General features: G+C 52.4%; 16 protein-coding genes. 1 reads left to right on the top strand and 15 read right to left on the bottom strand.

Annotation, left to right across the window (positions count from 1 at the left end; translation table 11 throughout):
• Positions 1 to 74: 74 nt before the first annotated feature.
• The 9 genes from ACLU9Q_RS14190 to ACLU9Q_RS14150 all read right to left on the bottom strand — a co-directional run bounded on the left by ACLU9Q_RS14190 (position 75) and on the right by ACLU9Q_RS14150 (position 6,374).
• The gene (locus ACLU9Q_RS14190) at positions 75 to 557 is read right to left on the bottom strand and encodes a metallophosphoesterase (RefSeq protein ID WP_412625510.1); all 483 of its coding nucleotides are present in this window, start codon (positions 555 to 557) and stop codon (positions 75 to 77) included.
• Between the two features lie 4 nt (positions 558 to 561).
• Positions 562 to 1,170, bottom strand: coding sequence for an XTP/dITP diphosphatase (locus ACLU9Q_RS14185; RefSeq protein ID WP_296906515.1), 609 nt, complete (start codon positions 1,168 to 1,170; stop codon positions 562 to 564).
• Between the two features lies 1 nt (position 1,171).
• Complete coding sequence (locus ACLU9Q_RS14180) at positions 1,172 to 2,581, bottom strand: lectin like domain-containing protein (RefSeq protein WP_296906512.1); 1,410 nt, start codon at positions 2,579 to 2,581, stop codon at positions 1,172 to 1,174.
• On the bottom strand, positions 2,574 to 3,740 hold the full coding sequence (locus ACLU9Q_RS14175) for a THUMP domain-containing class I SAM-dependent RNA methyltransferase (protein ID WP_412625509.1): 1,167 nt from the start codon (positions 3,738 to 3,740) through the stop codon (positions 2,574 to 2,576). Before ACLU9Q_RS14175 ends, ACLU9Q_RS14180 begins: the two co-directional genes overlap by 8 nt.
• 126 nt (positions 3,741 to 3,866) lie before the next feature.
• The gene (locus ACLU9Q_RS14170; protein ID WP_412625508.1) at positions 3,867 to 4,172 is read right to left on the bottom strand and encodes a rhodanese-like domain-containing protein; all 306 of its coding nucleotides are present in this window, start codon (positions 4,170 to 4,172) and stop codon (positions 3,867 to 3,869) included.
• A gap of 136 nt (positions 4,173 to 4,308) precedes the next feature.
• Positions 4,309 to 4,509 (bottom strand): hypothetical protein, encoded by a 201-nt coding sequence (locus ACLU9Q_RS14165; RefSeq protein WP_412625507.1) that lies wholly within the window; start codon positions 4,507 to 4,509, stop codon positions 4,309 to 4,311.
• 217 nt (positions 4,510 to 4,726) lie between these two features.
• A complete protein-coding gene (locus ACLU9Q_RS14160; protein WP_412625506.1) occupies positions 4,727 to 5,167 on the bottom strand; it encodes a threonine/serine exporter family protein in 441 nt (146 codons plus the stop codon).
• Positions 5,161 to 5,940, bottom strand: coding sequence for a threonine/serine exporter family protein (locus ACLU9Q_RS14155; protein WP_296906508.1), 780 nt, complete (start codon positions 5,938 to 5,940; stop codon positions 5,161 to 5,163). The genes ACLU9Q_RS14160 and ACLU9Q_RS14155 overlap by 7 nt, the downstream gene beginning before the upstream one ends.
• The gene (locus ACLU9Q_RS14150) at positions 5,940 to 6,374 is read right to left on the bottom strand and encodes a DUF1700 domain-containing protein (RefSeq protein ID WP_296834532.1); all 435 of its coding nucleotides are present in this window, start codon (positions 6,372 to 6,374) and stop codon (positions 5,940 to 5,942) included. The genes ACLU9Q_RS14155 and ACLU9Q_RS14150 overlap by 1 nt, the downstream gene beginning before the upstream one ends.
• Before the next feature lie 123 nt (positions 6,375 to 6,497).
• Between ACLU9Q_RS14150 and ACLU9Q_RS14145 the strand changes: the two genes are divergently transcribed.
• Positions 6,498 to 7,163, top strand: coding sequence for a hypothetical protein (locus ACLU9Q_RS14145; protein ID WP_298515521.1), 666 nt, complete (start codon positions 6,498 to 6,500; stop codon positions 7,161 to 7,163).
• Positions 7,164 to 7,329: 166 nt separating this feature from the next.
• On the opposite strand, the gene ACLU9Q_RS14140 is transcribed toward ACLU9Q_RS14145, so the two are convergent.
• The 6 genes from ACLU9Q_RS14140 to ACLU9Q_RS14115 all read right to left on the bottom strand — a co-directional run bounded on the left by ACLU9Q_RS14140 (position 7,330) and on the right by ACLU9Q_RS14115 (position 14,857).
• Entirely contained in the window at positions 7,330 to 8,121 is a 792-nt protein-coding gene (locus ACLU9Q_RS14140) for a polysaccharide deacetylase family protein (RefSeq protein ID WP_296834537.1), read from the bottom strand.
• Positions 8,122 to 8,176: 55 nt separating this feature from the next.
• Positions 8,177 to 9,301: an RNA polymerase sigma factor RpoD gene (rpoD, locus tag ACLU9Q_RS14135; protein ID WP_296906505.1), complete on the bottom strand. Its 1,125-nt coding sequence runs from the start codon at positions 9,299 to 9,301 to the stop codon at positions 8,177 to 8,179.
• A complete protein-coding gene (gene clpX / locus ACLU9Q_RS14130; RefSeq protein ID WP_412625505.1) occupies positions 9,294 to 10,694 on the bottom strand; it encodes an ATP-dependent Clp protease ATP-binding subunit ClpX in 1,401 nt (466 codons plus the stop codon). Before clpX ends, rpoD begins: the two co-directional genes overlap by 8 nt.
• A 221-nt stretch (positions 10,695 to 10,915) precedes the next feature.
• Positions 10,916 to 12,316, bottom strand: coding sequence for a S1C family serine protease (locus ACLU9Q_RS14125; protein ID WP_412625504.1), 1,401 nt, complete (start codon positions 12,314 to 12,316; stop codon positions 10,916 to 10,918).
• A gap of 112 nt (positions 12,317 to 12,428) precedes the next feature.
• Positions 12,429 to 13,397 (bottom strand): glycosyltransferase family 2 protein, encoded by a 969-nt coding sequence (locus tag ACLU9Q_RS14120; protein ID WP_298515781.1) that lies wholly within the window; start codon positions 13,395 to 13,397, stop codon positions 12,429 to 12,431.
• The gene (locus ACLU9Q_RS14115) at positions 13,394 to 14,857 is read right to left on the bottom strand and encodes an LCP family protein (RefSeq protein WP_412625503.1); all 1,464 of its coding nucleotides are present in this window, start codon (positions 14,855 to 14,857) and stop codon (positions 13,394 to 13,396) included. The genes ACLU9Q_RS14120 and ACLU9Q_RS14115 overlap by 4 nt, the downstream gene beginning before the upstream one ends.
• Between the last annotated feature and the right edge of the window lie 30 nt (positions 14,858 to 14,887).

Genomic DNA, 14,887 nt, shown 5'->3' with positions numbered 1-14,887 from the left:
AAACCGGTGCTAATGTTTCAGTTTTTTCGGGACATTTTCAAAAATGCTTGACACAGTTTTTTTATATTTTTTTGCTATTCCAGGTATCTGACCGTATATTCTGCGTTTCCCTCTTCATCCATCTCCATGATAATATAGCTCGGCTTTCTTCCTTCCTGCCGCGGATAGGAAAGGCTTCCGGGATTGAGCAGGACCAGATCATTCTTCTTCTCGATCTTCGGTCGGTGCGTATGACCGTACATCGCGATATCGAAGCCCCGTGCGCGCGCCTCCCTGCCGAGCATCTTCGTGTCCAGGGATACATAATAATAGTGTCCGTGCGTCAGAAGCGTCCGGTATTTACCGATCATGATCTCCTTCTCCCGCGGCATATCCCCGAAGAAATCATTATTTCCGCTCACGATATCGAGCGGCTGTCCGGCAAGCTGACACATGTACGCTTCTGTCTCCTCCGCGTCGCCCAGATGGATCACGCGATCCACTGGCTTTTCTATCTGAAGTACCTTTTCAAAATTCTCATCCCTGCGATGGGTATCACTGACGATCAGTATCTTCATGAACTCACTTCTCCTTATTATAGTATGTTTTTAACTGCTCTTTCATCGCCCGCAGCGCCTTGCCGCGGTGGCTGACCTCATTCTTCTGCTCCGGGGAGATTTCCGCGGATGTACAGCCGTACTGCGGCAGATAAAAAATCGGATCATAGCCAAAGCCGTTTTCACCGGCGATTTCATAGCCGATCTCACCCTCCATCACACCCTCGCTTGTGAGCACGGTCCCGTCCGGAAGCGCCGCCGCGATCGCGCAGACAAAACGCGCCGTCCTCTTTTCCGGCGGTGCATCGGCCAGCAGTTCCAGGATATGATTGTTTTTAATATCGTACGAGGTGTGCTCCCCCATATAGCGGGCGGAATAAATGCCCGGCGCCCGGTCCAGATAGTCGACCTCCAGCCCTGAATCATCCGCAAGTACGATGGCATCCGTCAGCTTCTGCACCGCACAGGCCTTGATCCTGGCGTTTTCCGCAAAGCTTTTGCCATTCTCCTCCACCTCCACCGAAATGCCGGCTTCCTTCTGTGAGAGCACCGGGATGCCCAGATCCGCGAGGATCATCCGCACCTCTTTCATTTTCCCCTCATTCCCTGTAGCAAATACTATTTTTTTCTCCATGTTATTCCCTTCTGTTTCCTGTATATGCTTTCAGGCAGACATTCGCCTGATGCTCTTCCTCCGAGCGTACCCATATAATACCATTATGGCTAATATACCCCTCTCCATCGGAAATATCAACTGTTTTTGTCGCTTCCCCCGCCATATATTCCGTCGCCACCGGATACTGGCTCCCCGGCGTATGTATTTCCAGCACAACGGCGTATCGCTGCCCCGGCTGCAGCTGCAGGGGCTCCTCCAGCTCTATTGTGTAGTAGCCGGCCTCCGAAAGCGCTCCCTTCTTTAGGCTCCTGCGCTTATAAAAGGACGCTTCATCCTCGAAATCTTCGACGATATAGATCTCATACTCCGTATTCTGCCCGGTCGCGTAAAAGCCGACCGCCTTCAGATCTTCATTTCCCATTGCCGTATATATATTTGCAGCAAAACAGCTTTCATCCCCGTAACCGAGCTGACCCACCCAGCCGCAGAGATCGGTCTGATAGATATGGTCATAGTTGTCCGTATCCTCCATTTTCGTATAGGCGACCGCCTGGTTGCCGATATTCCGATCCGCGTAGGATACGTAAAACACACCGCCGTCCCCAAATTTTTCTCCCCAGCTGTTCTGGCAGATAAACGCACCCTTTTCCGTCGTATTCCGGTTAAACTGTGAGGCCTCGTAATCATCATCCCAGCCGATGATCAGCACGTCGTGATTTGCAGTCTCGTCGCCGTCGTACAGGTAGGAATACACAAGCTGGTTGTAGTAAACCGAAGAGCTGAAGGCATTGTCCAGATCCATGTAGATGGCAGACTGCACCGCCCCATACTGATAAACCGCCCGCTTTATCGCGTCATAATCCTTATTTTTGAACATCTGTATTTCCTGCACATGCTTCACGGCGGCAAGATTTTCCGGCGAATAGCCGTCCCCATAGGGATCATCCTCCTCCAGCACCGGTCCCTGCCAGGCGGCAAGGTACGCCATCGCCATCGTGTAAGCGCCGCCGTCATTCTGACCCTTGGAAAAACTGTTCCTCAGCGACAAATGATCCGGCGAAAACACCCACCGTTCCTGCGGGAGAAAATAGGCTTCCATCGCCGAGGTCGCCGTGATCGCCCAGCAGGTGCCAAGCGTTCCCTGGCTTCGGACGGTCGCCATCCTGCCGACCTCCCGCGCATCGTAGCGCGCCGGAAGCGCCGCCGTCTCCTGTGCGGTGCCCTGCGTCCCCGGCTCCGTTGTCTGCTGCATGCTGCCCTGCTCTCCAGGTTCCGTTATCTGCTGCATGGTGCCCTGTGCCCCCGGCTCCGTCGTCTCCTGCATGACCGGCACGGCTTCCCCTTCCGTCTGCCGTACCAGGTCAAATGCCAGATAGCCTATGAGACACACCAGCACGATCGTTAATAATCTCTCTGTTATTTTAATCAATCTGTCTCCCCTGTTTCTTTGCCCGCGGAGGCTCCGGTCCCAGGAACTGATAAAGATAGGTTTTCATCATTCCATTATAGATTTTCCGGTTTTTATCCGCTTTCCTCCCGATGTACTTCTCCGCGTCCCCGTAGGAAGTAATGACATACTCCGACCAGCAGTCCAGCCGCGCAAACCCCTCGCCGATCTCACGATAAAGCTGCGGAAGCTGTTCCTTCTCGGAAATCCGCTCGCCGTAGGGCGGATTTGTGATGATAAATCCATATTTTTTCGGGTGGCTCAGCTCGCTCACCGGGCGCTGCTGAAAATGGATCAGCTTCTCCACCCCGGCGCGCTTTGCATTCTCCCGCGCCGCCTTCACGATGCTGCCGTCGATGTCATACCCCTGTATGTCCGTTGAAATAGTAGTGTCCGCCAGCTCCGCCGCCTCGTCGGCAACGCCGTACCATAGCTTCTTTGGGATCAGGTTGTCCCATTCGTTTGCCAGGAAGCTGCGGTTCATGCCCGGCGCGATGTTCGCGGCGATCATCGCCGCCTCGATCGGTATTGTGCCACTGCCGCAAAAAGGATCGACCAGAATGCGCTCCCGGTTCCACGGCGTCATCAAAATCAGAGCGCTTGCCAGCGTCTCCGTGATCGGCGCCCTGCTCGTGAGCAGCCGATAGCCCCTCTTGTGAAGCGAATCGCCCGACGTGTCAAGCCCGATCACCGCCTCATCCTTCATGAAGAATACGCGCACCGGATAGGATGCCCCGCTCTCCGCAAACCATTCCTGATGGTAGACCGTCTTCAGACGCTCCACCATCGCTTTTTTCATGATCGACTGGATATCCGAGGGACTGAACAGCTTACTCCTGATAGACGTCGCCTTCGCCACCCAGAATTTCCCGTCACGCGGAATAAAGTCCTCCCACGGCAGCGCCTTTGTCTTTTCAAACAGCTCGTCAAACGTCTCGGCGTGCACCCTGCCCACCTTCAGCAGGATGCGTTCCGCCGTGCGCAGAAAGATATTGGCGTAGCAGATCGCTTCCATATCTCCCACAAACGTTACCTTTCCGTTTTCCACCTCGCTGATCTCATAGCCAAGATCCTGTATCTCTCTTTTTAAAACCGCTTCCATCCCAAAATGGCACGGTGCAATCAATTCCACTGTTTTCATGTTTTCGCCCTATGCAAACTTTTTTAATGCCCGGCCTTTTGGTCCCTGCCAGAATTTCGCGTCTCAGCGATGAAGGGGTCATTACCGAAGCATCACGTAAATTGTATCAAATTGCGCTCTTTCCTGTCAATATGTCTCTGTCATTTTGCCGCGGTATGCGTGGAAACCGCCGACCACCGTTTTTACCTGATATCCTTTTTCCGCCAGCTCCTTCGCCGCAGACATACTGGAAGCGCCGCGCTCGCAGTAAAGGATGAGGGACATATCCATCGGAAACATATAATTGCCCTGCAGTTTTTCGTAGGGAACATTGACAGCTCCCCGGATATGGCGCTCCCGATACTCGGCCGGGGTCCGCAAATCTATGATGAGAGCGTCCGGATCACCCACGTATCGCTCTAACTGCACCGGTGTAATCATTTCAAATTTCATGGCAAACACTCCCTGTCAGTATATTCTATTCTATGCAGACGGTGGGAGGCCGTTCCTGTACTTCCGGCGATATTAAAATACAATAAAATACGCCGGGGAGTGATTTCCCCGACGCATTTTTTCTGCTGCCTGCCGTTTAATAGTCGCAGTTCGTGGTGCGGTTCTGAGACTGCGCGTTGCTGGTCTTATTCTGCGCTCTGTTCTGCGATTTGTTCTGGCTGTTCGTGCTGTTGGTGCTGTTGTTAGCGTTCGTGCTGTTCATGCCGTTTGTGCTGTTTGTGCTGTTATAACCGCAGTTTGTCGCGTTGGATTCGTGCATATTCTTATTCTTTGCCATGACTTTCAACCTCCTGGTTTGTTAACTTTTAGTTACAAACCTTATTATTCCTTAATATTTTTGAAAATATGTATTCCTTAATATTTTTGAAAATATGTATTGCAATTTTTTCCATAATATATTATAATTCCCTTTGTAAGAGAGAATACCTCTTACGACCCCTTATTAATTATTTATACTCCCCTCGAAACAGCAGGTAGCTCCCCTACCTGCTGTTTCACGTTTTTTCACCGGAATACGACGACAGCTTCTTCAGTGTCTGAAAGACTGAATCCATGATAAAGATCGCCAGCGCGATCACCCCCGCGATCTGCGCGGTGAGCGCAAGATAAGAAGCCGCTTCTTCCATATTCCCCATAAACAGCTCATAGCCGGTACGGTACATTGTCGCTCCCGGCACCAGCGTAAGGATCCCGGAGATCAGAAAAATGGTCACCGGCGTCTTCAGTATCCGCGCAAACAGATGCGACATCAGCGAGATCACCAGCGCGCTGACAAAGTTTCCCCATATCGGTCCATAGCCTGCGTTGACCGCCAGATAGACCGTCCAGCCGACGGCTCCCGTCAGTCCGCAGTAGATCAGAAATTTTTTCGGCGTCTCGATCACAATAGAGAATGCCACGATTGCAATAAACGCTCCGATTATCTGTATCAGCATATGCCCACTCCTCTCATCAGCAGGGTCGCCGCTCCGGCGCCGATCACGATCGCCGCCGCCTTCAGTAGCGCTTCCAGAATCTTTGCCCCGCCTGCCACATAGTCGCCCTGCAGCGTATCGCGCACAGCCGTGGTCAGAGCCGCACCCGGCACGATCGGCATGATGCCGCCGACGATCACCATATCCACATCGAGCGGCGGATAGCAAACTGCCTGCAGAAGCAGTGCCGTAACGCCGATCATCAGCGCGCACAGCATATTTTCCATAAATGCATTGAGCTGAAGCTTCCCGCAAAGAAGCAGCACCGCCGCCAGCACAACGCCCGTGACGCCAGCCGCAATGCCGTCGGCGACTGTGCCGCCGAGCAGGATGGAGAACGCCGCCGCCACCACGACGATAGCGATATTCTTCTGCCAGAGCGCATAGGTGTGCATCTCCATATGCTTCAGCCCTGAAAACGCCTCCTTTAACGACATTTCTCCCGCACAAAACCGGCGGGAGATCTCATTTGTCTTTGCTATTCTATTCAGATTGGTGTCCCGGTTGCGGATACGCTTCACGACCGTCATGGAATCCATGTCCGGGTTGTCCAGCGTGACGATCAGCCCGGTGGCCGTGACATATGCCTCCGCGGATTTCAGGCCGGACACGGATAGGATCCGGTGAATGGTATCCTCCACGCGGTAAATCTCCGCGCCGCTGCTCAGCATGATCTGTCCGGCAAGCACTGCCGTATCCAGCAGCAGCTTATAGTCTGTCAGTTGATTTTCCATCAGTTACGTCTCCTGAAAATTGATATCACAAGCACGATCAGAAGGATCGGCACAAAAAAGCGGAGGGCAAACGCGGCAACGGAACCGATCAGCCACAGAAGAAGCAGCACGATCGCGATCCCGACGATCGGAAATACCCACTTTGCCACCAGCGGATGAATCCTCCAGGTGTGCACCCTTCCCTGAAATTCCTCCTGCCGCGGCGCTTCCTCGTAGTACTCGCCGCTGTCCGCAGGCTGCGCCGTCTCCAGCAGGGTCTTGGCAATAAAAACAGGACTGCCCAGCTCATCCAGCACATCACTCTCTCTGCGCCCGGCTGCAGTCGCCTCGGAAATATATTCATCATAATAATGAAGATGCCCCTCGATCTGTGAAGGACTCAGCTCGCCCTCCAGCTGCATACGCAGGGTATCTAAAAATTCGCGTTTTGTCATCGTTCCTCCTTTCACGTTAAATTATAGGGCAGGCACGCAAAATTCGCAAGAACTTTTCTTGATTTTCAGAAATATCTGGTCTATACTAAAATTATCAGAAGTTTTTAAAGGGGAGATATCAAAATGAAAGCACGTAAGTATATGCTTCTGCTGCTCGCGCTCTGCTGTCTTGCCGGCTTCTCCGGCTGCCGCCGGGCCCCGGCAGAAACAGAAACATCGTCAGAGACCGTGAAAGAAACGACATCCGAAACGGAAAAGGTCACAGAAACACAAAAACAGACAACGGAAAAACAGACGGAAACCCAGCAGCAAACTGTCAAAAAGACAAGCGTCACACCGTCCACGCAAACGCCGCAGACGCAGACCGTCGCCTCAGAAACGCAGGCTCAGACGACGGAGAGCGCTACCCAGCAGTGCCCTTACTGCTACAGCTGGTTCAGCACCACGCTCCAGGCGGACGGCACCTCTGAATATTCCACCCATGTAGCAGCGGAGGAAAACTATCTTCAGAGTATCCAGTCCTCCACCAATGCAGCGGATAATTCTTATACAGACGACTACAATTATCAGACAGGAGCCGATGGAAATCTCTATGCGCAGTGCCCCTATTGTTTCCAGTGGTTCCCCGACACTACAGATGCCGGCGGATACTCGCAGTATGCAGACCACGTAGCTGCAGAAGCCGCTTACGCCGCACAGATCGCGGGGGAAGATCTTGTGCAGTGTCCTAACTGCGGAAACTGGGTGACACCGGAAGAATATCAGGATCACATCAACAACGGATGGTAAAAAATGCTCACTGCATAAAAAGTGGCGCCGGAATCGCTCCGGCGCCGTTTTTTTGGGCTCCTGCATATGCACGCCCAGTTACTGTTCACTCCGTTCGCAGTAACCTTCACAAATCCATTTAAAATTCGCTTCGCGAATGGGATTTGCTCACACCTGAATCACGTTCTCACGATACGTCGGAGATCTGTTTTCCTGTATGATCCATATGATAGTTTTCTTTATAGATCAGTTCAGAGATCGGCACTACCTCGTACCCCTGCTCTTTTAAACCGGCAAGCAGCGCATCCAGCGCCTGCGCCGTATACTCCGCCCCGTTATGACAGAGGATGATCGCGCCGGGTTCCAGGTTCTTATGCTTCAGCACAGTGTCAAGAATGCTCTGCATCCCGTAATTTTTCCAGTCAAGGCTGTCGACCGACCACTGGATCGGATAATAGCCGCACTCCTGCGCCGTCAGGATCACCTCGTTATCGTAATCTCCGTAGGGCGGACGAAACAGATGCATCTCCACGCCCGTCAGTTCTTTTACTTTATTATGTACCTCCATCAGCTCACTGATGCACTCTTCTTTGGAGAGCTGACTCATGTTTTTATGATTTTCGCTGTGGTTTCCGAGATCGTGACCGGCGGCCTGGATTTTTTTGACATCCTCCGGGTAATCGGAAACCCACCCTCCCGTCATGAAAAATGTCACGTGTACGTTGTGCTTTGCAAGAATATCCAGGATCTGCTGAGTGTCCTCATTTCCCCACGCCGCATCAAAGGAAAGCGCCACCTGCTTTTTCTCCGTATCGACACTGTAGATCGGCAGCTCGCGATCCCCTGCGCGGCTGCTCGTTTGTACGACAGCATCCCCGAAGCGCACACTGCCGACCAGCATCAGCAGCGCACACAAAAAAATCAGAGCGCCGCCCCGGTGACGCTGGAGCAGACGCTCAATTCGTCCGACGTTTTTCATAGCTGTAACCTCAATGCTTTTTTACAGCTTATGAGAACGATGGATATATTATACGTTATATGAGAAAATCCTTCAGTCGCTTACTCCGCGACGGATGACGCAGCTTTCGCAGCGCCTTCGCTTCGATCTGGCGGATACGCTCACGGGTGACGTTGAATTCTTTACCGACTTCCTCCAGGGTGCGCGCCCTGCCGTCGATCAGACCGAAGCGGAGCTGAACGACCTGGCGCTCCCTGTCCGTGAGCGACTCCAGTGCGGTGCCAAGCTCCTCGCGCAGCATAGAGAACGCTGCGGAATCAGACGGAGAAAGTGCGGAATCATCCTCAATAAAGTCCCCGAGATGGCTGTCGTCCTCCTCGCCGATCGGTGTATCAAGAGATACCGGATCTCTGGAAATCTTCAGCACCTCGCGCACACGCGAAACCGGCACATTCAGTCGATCCGCCACCTCCTCCGGAGTCGGTTCGCGCCCCAGCTCCTGCAGAAGGGTGCGCGTCATGCGCAGTGTTTTGTTGATTGTCTCCACCATATGCACCGGCACACGAATGGTCCTGCCGGTATCCGCAATGCCTCTGGTGATCGCCTGACGGATCCACCAGGTTGCGTACGTGCTGAATTTAAAGCCCTTTGCATAGTCGAACTTGTCCACCGCTTTCATAAGTCCCATGTTGCCCTCCTGGATCAGATCCAGGAACGGCATCCCACGGCCAACGTATTTCTTGGCAATGCTGACAACCAGACGGAGATTCGCCTCGATCAGACGCTTCTTCGCCTCCTCGTCACCCTCCTCCACTCTCTTCGCAAGCTCGATTTCTTCCTCGGTGGTAAGAAGCGGCACATTGCCGATTTCCTTCAGATACATGCGCACCGGGTCCTCTGTGCTGACACCCTCCAGAACGTCCGCATCGTCTATGATCTCCACCTCTTCCTCATCCGAGAGCAGGAGATCGTCATCATTATCCAGCAGAAGCTCCGTTGTATCGTCCGCATTTTCCTCATGGACAAGGTCGATATTATGCTTTTCCAGATATTCAAAAACAAAGTCCATCTTCTCTTCCGAAATCTGCATCGTTCCGAAAGCGTCGTTTACCTCCTTGTAGGTAAGCATATTCTTTTTTGTCTTTGCCTCTGCTACCAAACCTTCCAGTATTTTTAAAAACTGTTCACGCGTTTCATCCATAAACTACTAAATCTCCTCTCAGGGTAATCTGCGGACCTCCGGTGTGCTCGATGTATGCCCTGGTGATCGTTACCTTACCAATATTGTCATCTTTGGGAATTTCATACATAATATCGAGCATAATTTCCTCAATAATCGCCCGGAGCGCCCTCGCACCCGTCTTTTTCTCAAGCGCACGCTCGGCAATCGCCTCCAGCGCTTCTTCCTCAAACTCCAGCTGTACCTCATCCAGCGCAAGCAGCTTCTGGTACTGCTTTAAAATAGCATTTTTCGGCTCCTTTAAAATCTGTACCATCATCTCCTTCGTCAGTCCCTGCATGGTAAATACGATCGGCAGACGTCCGATAAACTCCGGGATCATTCCAAATTTGCGAATGTCCTCATTGGTCACCTTTTCCAAAATGTGCGGATCGTTGTCGTATTTATCGCGCAGGTCCGCCTGGAAGCCAATAGACGCCTGCTTGTTCAGACGCTCCTTAATGATATCCTCCAGCCCCGGAAATGCACCGCCGCAGATAAACAGAATATTGCGCGTGTTTACCGTCTCCAGTGGAACCATGGCATTCTTGCTGTTTGCCCCGACCGGGACCTCCACCTCACTGCCCTCCAGTAATTTCAACATTCCCTGCTGGACGGATTCTCCGCTCACATCTCTCTGCGTCGCATTTTTCTTCTTTGCGATCTTGTCGATCTCATCTATAAAAATAATACCGCGCTCTGCCTTCTCCACATCGTTTCCCGCAGCGGCGAGAAGCTTGGACACCACGCTCTCAATGTCGTCTCCGATATAGCCGGCCTCTGTCAGCGACGTGGCGTCCGCGATCGCAAGCGGCACGTCCAGGAGCTTTGCCAGCGTCTTTACCAGATAGGTCTTTCCACATCCGGTCGGTCCGATCATCAGCATGTTGGATTTCTCAATCTCGATCTCATCCATCGTGCCGGTGGCAACGCGCTTGTAATGGTTATACACGCCGACAGAGATCACCTTTTTCGCATACTCCTGCCCGATGACATACTCGTCCAGGCTCGCCTTGATCTTATGCGGCGCCGGGATCGATCTGATGTCAAACTCCTTCTGCGGCTGCGCCTTTTTCTTTTTCACCTTCTGGCGCTTTGGAATGTCCTCCGGTATATCCGACAGGTTGATCATCTGCATATTCGGAAACCGTTTGGACAGCTCCATCAGCTCCTTATAGCTGCCTGGGTCCATGTGGCTCATGCTGCTGAACGACTTCTGCAGACAGTCCGGACAGATCGTAAGGTTCATAAGCTCCAGCATTTTCCCCGTCTTGCTCTCCGGTCTGTGGCAGATGTAACAGATTTTTTCATATTCGTCGTCTTTTTTTACATCTTCTTTTACTTCTTCGGGTAAAGAATCTTTTTCTTCTGACACAAAATCCTCTCCTTCTTCTTTTGCGTGCATATTTCTGCAGGGCATTTTGTCCCTTTGCAGCAGGGAAGCCCCCTGCGCAGCAGAAAATCTGCACAACTAGCCCATCATAAGCAATCATAACACACGAATCGTTTTTTCACAAGAAAAGTTTTTATAAAGTTTCTTAATGAAAAACATAAAAAGCCCGGAGCACCTGCGCGCTCCGGGTATCACGATGCCATTTAGAATCCAAAGCCTCTGAAAAAGTCCTGCATTCCATAGCCGTCATCGCCGTTATTGTAATCGTAATAGTAAAGATCATCATCCGAGCTGTCGTCCTGGCTGTCGCTGCCGGATTTGCTGCTGTCGCTGGTTGTCGACTCCAGATCGGACTTCTTGCCGAGCTTCACCTCAAACTGTTTTTCCTGATAACCATTGTCCTCAAATCTCTGCACGGTGACAGTAACAGTCTCGCCGGCTTCGTAATATTTCATACGGTTCAGCAGGTCGCTTCTGCTGGATATCTTCACCTCGTCAAGCTTCGTGATGATATCGCCCACCTCAATGCCAGCTTCCTTGGCAGCGCTGTTGTCTGTCAGCTCAGCAACCATTGCTCCGGACGGTACATGATAGAATTCCTTCACGTCATCATCGACATCCGCCGCCACTGTAATACCGAGTGCTCCGGCCTTATCCTCATCTGCCTTGGTTCTGGTAGTCTGGTTCATCAGATCCTCGATGATCGGCTTTGCGGTGTTGATCGGGATAGCGTAGCCCATGCCCTCCACGCCGTCGACCGCCGCTTTTGCGGAGTTGATACCGATCAGACGTCCTTCCATATCCAGGAGCGCGCCGCCGCTGTTTCCAAAGTTGATCGCCGCATCGGTCTGTATCATATTGTTTGTAACAGTTCCACTGCTGGTGGAAACACTCACCTCGCGGTCAAGTGCGCTGATGATGCCTGCCGTGACGGACTGACCATATCCAAGCGCGTTGCCGATGGCAACCGCCCACTCGCCGACCTGCACCTCGTCGGAATCGCCGAGCTGGATAATGCCGATCTTATCGGCCACCTCGTCGTCGATGTCCTCCAGCTTAACGGCGACCACCGCCAGATCCATAGAGGAATCGGTGCCCTTTACCAGAGCCGGCGCCAATGTCTTCTCGCCGTCCTCATCATCCTCGACGTCTACACTGAAGCAGACCGTCAGCTCCTCAGAATCCTCCACCACGTGATTGTTTGTAGCGATCAGAAGCTCGTCGTCATTCTTCCCGACAATGATGCCGGAGCCGCCGCTGGTGGTCTCCTGCTGATAGCTTCTGCCGAAGAAGTTGACCTCCTCGATGCCCTGGTTTGTGATCGCCACGATCGCCGGCATCGCTGTCTCCGCCACTTTCTGCACGTTCGGCAATCCGTAGGAGCTATCCGAGCTGTCCTGCGTCGGGATCTCATCGATCTCCGCCGCCTCTGCCGTCGCCGTATCCAGCGTTGTCTCTTCTTTTAAGTCCGCCGGTGAATCCAATGTGATACGGTTCTCCGTCTGACTGCTGTCCATGTTTCCAATTCCATATACCGTTGCCCCGAGCGCTCCAACCGCTGCCAGCGCAGCTGCACAGGTACCAATTCGTTTCTTCATGCTCATATTTAAGACCTCCCATATCTATCTTCGTAACTATTTGATTTCCTCGTAGTTACCTTTTCTTTTTGATGAGTCCATGATATCAGTCATTTGTGTTCAATTTGTGACAACAGTTTTAAAAAACTTTGTTTTTCCAATATTTTCTGTTCATAGAGCAGGCGAGCACGACGCGTTTCGGCAGCACGCGGTAACGCCTGCCAAAAAAGTAGCCAAGATACTTGCAGCCGCTCTGCCAGACAAGCTTTGGCAGAAGGTCGATCCGCCCGCGTCTGCAAAGAAACGCCGCTGTACTCTTTACAAGCCGGATGCCCTCTTTTTCCGACGGAACCTCCGCAAAAATTTCCGGGTGCTCCGCCTGAGAGACTGCGAGATCAAAGTTGCGCTTAAACTGCTCTTTGCCGCTGTAATTGTGCGAATGCACCACCTGCGCGTCTGCCGCGTAAGCGATCCTGTAGCCCGCCTTTATCAGCTTCGCCGCAAAGATCATATCTTCGTTGAAGATCGTCTGTTTTTCAAAGCCGCCCAGCTTCTCATAGACGCTGCGCACATAGGCGGCGCACACGTTGGAACAGAAGTACGTCTTAATTCCCAGCTCCGGCAGATCGCCTATGGATTTCACCCGGCTTTTTTCCCCATAATTAAAGCTTCTTGTGCAGCGCTCCAGGAGACTGCAGTCCTTTGCCGGTAGCTGTCTTGCGTAAGCCGCCGCCACCTCGCCGCCGGCGTTTTCTCCAAGCTGCGCAGTCAGCCGCTCGATCAGATATTCGTCCGCCGGCACCGCGTCCTGCGTCATAAAAAGCAGGACATCCGCCTGCGACATCGCCGCCGCCCTGTCTCTTGTCCCGCCGTGGTCAAATTCCGCCTGCGGTAAGTGGACAAGAGTGAGCGGCACGCCGCCGGCTGTGTGCCCCGCCTCAAAAGCTGCCCGGCAGACAGGCGCCTGCTCCCACAGGGATCTCTCAGTGTTCATCACCAGGATCCGCTGCGGAAGAAGCGTCTGCTGCGACAGCTTCTCTATTAAACTGTTAAACCGTTCGTCCGGCCGGTAAGCCGGTATGATAACATCTACTGTTTTGTTCTTCATTCATAAACACCAGTATAATTTGCAATATAATCACTGATCTCCTGCACGGTTGAGGACGGCGTATAGCCCTGCACACCGAAGAGATACTCATGCAGCTCCGATACATTCTGCGCCAGATTAATCGGCACTACAATGCTGTAATTGATCTCCATCGACGTCTGCTCAAACGGGAAGCCCTTTGTCTCAACAAGATTGTAGCTTGCGATATTCGTTGCAAAGTTCATAATTTCCGCCATTGTGAGATTGGTATCCACTGCGTCGATCAGATCGTCGACCAGACCGATCAGAACCGTCGGGTTGCTCTTTACGCTGTCCAGGATCAGAGAAAGCACCTTTCTCTGCCGCTCGGTACGCTCATAGTCGTTACCGATCGCACGGATACGGCAGTACGCCGTCGCCTGCAGACCATTTAAGTGTACCATGCCCGAGCTTCCGCTGATCGGGATGATCTCGCGGTTCGTGATGGTCGAGGTCTCATCCTGGTAATTGTCGATCCAGGTCGCCTCATCCTCTGTGATCTCAATGTCAATGCCGCCGATCGCGTCTACCACATCGGCGAGAACGTTCATATTTACGGTAACATAATCGGTGATATCCAGGTCAAGGTTTTTGTTCAGCATGTTGATGGAACGTGCCGGACCGCCCGCCACATAAATATCCGTTGCCTTGCCGTAGCTTCCGGTCGTATCGTCAAGGTACGTATCGCGGTATACTGACACCAGCTTCACGTCATTGGTGTCCAGATTGATGCTGGCAACCATGATCGCGTCGCTTTGTCCGTTGGTGTTTTTGTCACGGTTGTCCGTTCCGTACAGAGCAATGTTCCAGTAGCCCTTCAGACGCTCCTCCACCTCGTCGTCGAGCTGCGCCTGGATCTGCTGCACCATCTCGCTCTGTTTTTCGTTGTTGACCGGCGTCTGCGCCTGCATTTTGGAGATTTTCGACACCTTTGCGCCCACATAAAGCGCTGCCGCCAGTACGACTAGCAGAAGCACCTCAACCACAAAGAGAATGACCTTTCTTTTTCTGCGCTTCTTTTTCTTCTTTGCAGCAGCCGCCTCTTTTTCTCCCTGATCATAGTTCTGACGCGGATCCATTCCCGGCTGGCCGTACCTGTTTTGCTGGTAGTATTGCTGCTGACCGTACGGATCCTGCTGATAATACTGCTGCTGACCATACGGATCCTGCTGGTAATACTGCTGCTGGCCATTTGGATCCTGCTGATAATACTGCTGCTGGCCATTTGGATCCTGCTGATAATACTGCTGCTGACCATACGGATCCTGCTGGTAATACTGCTGCTGGCCATTCGGATCCTGCTGATAATACTGCTGGCCATTCGGATTCTGCTGATAATACTGCTGCTGCCCATATGGATCCTGCTGATAATACTGCTGCTGTTGCTGGCTGCTGCCGCCTTTTGTGCGCCTCTTCTCTCTTTTCTCTTTGTCTCTTGCCATATTAATCCCCTTTTCTCCCTTTACCCTTTC

This window comes from Marvinbryantia sp. (genome assembly GCF_047017445.1).
Taxonomy (GTDB): domain Bacteria; phylum Bacillota; class Clostridia; order Lachnospirales; family Lachnospiraceae; genus Marvinbryantia.
This window is presented reverse-complemented; position numbering and strand designations above follow the sequence as displayed.

Excerpts from the sequence above, each read along its gene's own strand:
- ACLU9Q_RS14160 (WP_412625506.1), bottom strand. The coding sequence starts at position 5,167 with ATGCTGATACAGATAATCGGAGCGTTTATTGCAATCGTGGCATTCTCT.
- rpoD (WP_296906505.1), bottom strand. The coding sequence starts at position 9,301 with ATGGATGAAACGCGTGAACAGTTTTTAAAAATACTGGAAGGTTTGGTA.
- ACLU9Q_RS14190 (WP_412625510.1), bottom strand. The coding sequence starts at position 557 with ATGAAGATACTGATCGTCAGTGATACCCATCGCAGGGATGAGAATTTT.
- ACLU9Q_RS14175 (WP_412625509.1), bottom strand. The coding sequence starts at position 3,740 with ATGAAAACAGTGGAATTGATTGCACCGTGCCATTTTGGGATGGAAGCG.
- ACLU9Q_RS14150 (WP_296834532.1), bottom strand. The coding sequence starts at position 6,374 with ATGACAAAACGCGAATTTTTAGATACCCTGCGTATGCAGCTGGAGGGC.
- ACLU9Q_RS14145 (WP_298515521.1), top strand. The coding sequence starts at position 6,498 with ATGAAAGCACGTAAGTATATGCTTCTGCTGCTCGCGCTCTGCTGTCTT.
- ACLU9Q_RS14115 (WP_412625503.1), bottom strand. The coding sequence starts at position 14,857 with ATGGCAAGAGACAAAGAGAAAAGAGAGAAGAGGCGCACAAAAGGCGGC.
- ACLU9Q_RS14125 (WP_412625504.1), bottom strand. The coding sequence starts at position 12,316 with ATGAGCATGAAGAAACGAATTGGTACCTGTGCAGCTGCGCTGGCAGCG.
- ACLU9Q_RS14170 (WP_412625508.1), bottom strand. The coding sequence starts at position 4,172 with ATGAAATTTGAAATGATTACACCGGTGCAGTTAGAGCGATACGTGGGT.
- ACLU9Q_RS14140 (WP_296834537.1), bottom strand. The coding sequence starts at position 8,121 with ATGAAAAACGTCGGACGAATTGAGCGTCTGCTCCAGCGTCACCGGGGC.
- ACLU9Q_RS14120 (WP_298515781.1), bottom strand. The coding sequence starts at position 13,397 with ATGAAGAACAAAACAGTAGATGTTATCATACCGGCTTACCGGCCGGAC.
- ACLU9Q_RS14165 (WP_412625507.1), bottom strand. The coding sequence starts at position 4,509 with ATGGCAAAGAATAAGAATATGCACGAATCCAACGCGACAAACTGCGGT.
- ACLU9Q_RS14155 (WP_296906508.1), bottom strand. The coding sequence starts at position 5,940 with ATGGAAAATCAACTGACAGACTATAAGCTGCTGCTGGATACGGCAGTG.
- ACLU9Q_RS14185 (WP_296906515.1), bottom strand. The coding sequence starts at position 1,170 with ATGGAGAAAAAAATAGTATTTGCTACAGGGAATGAGGGGAAAATGAAA.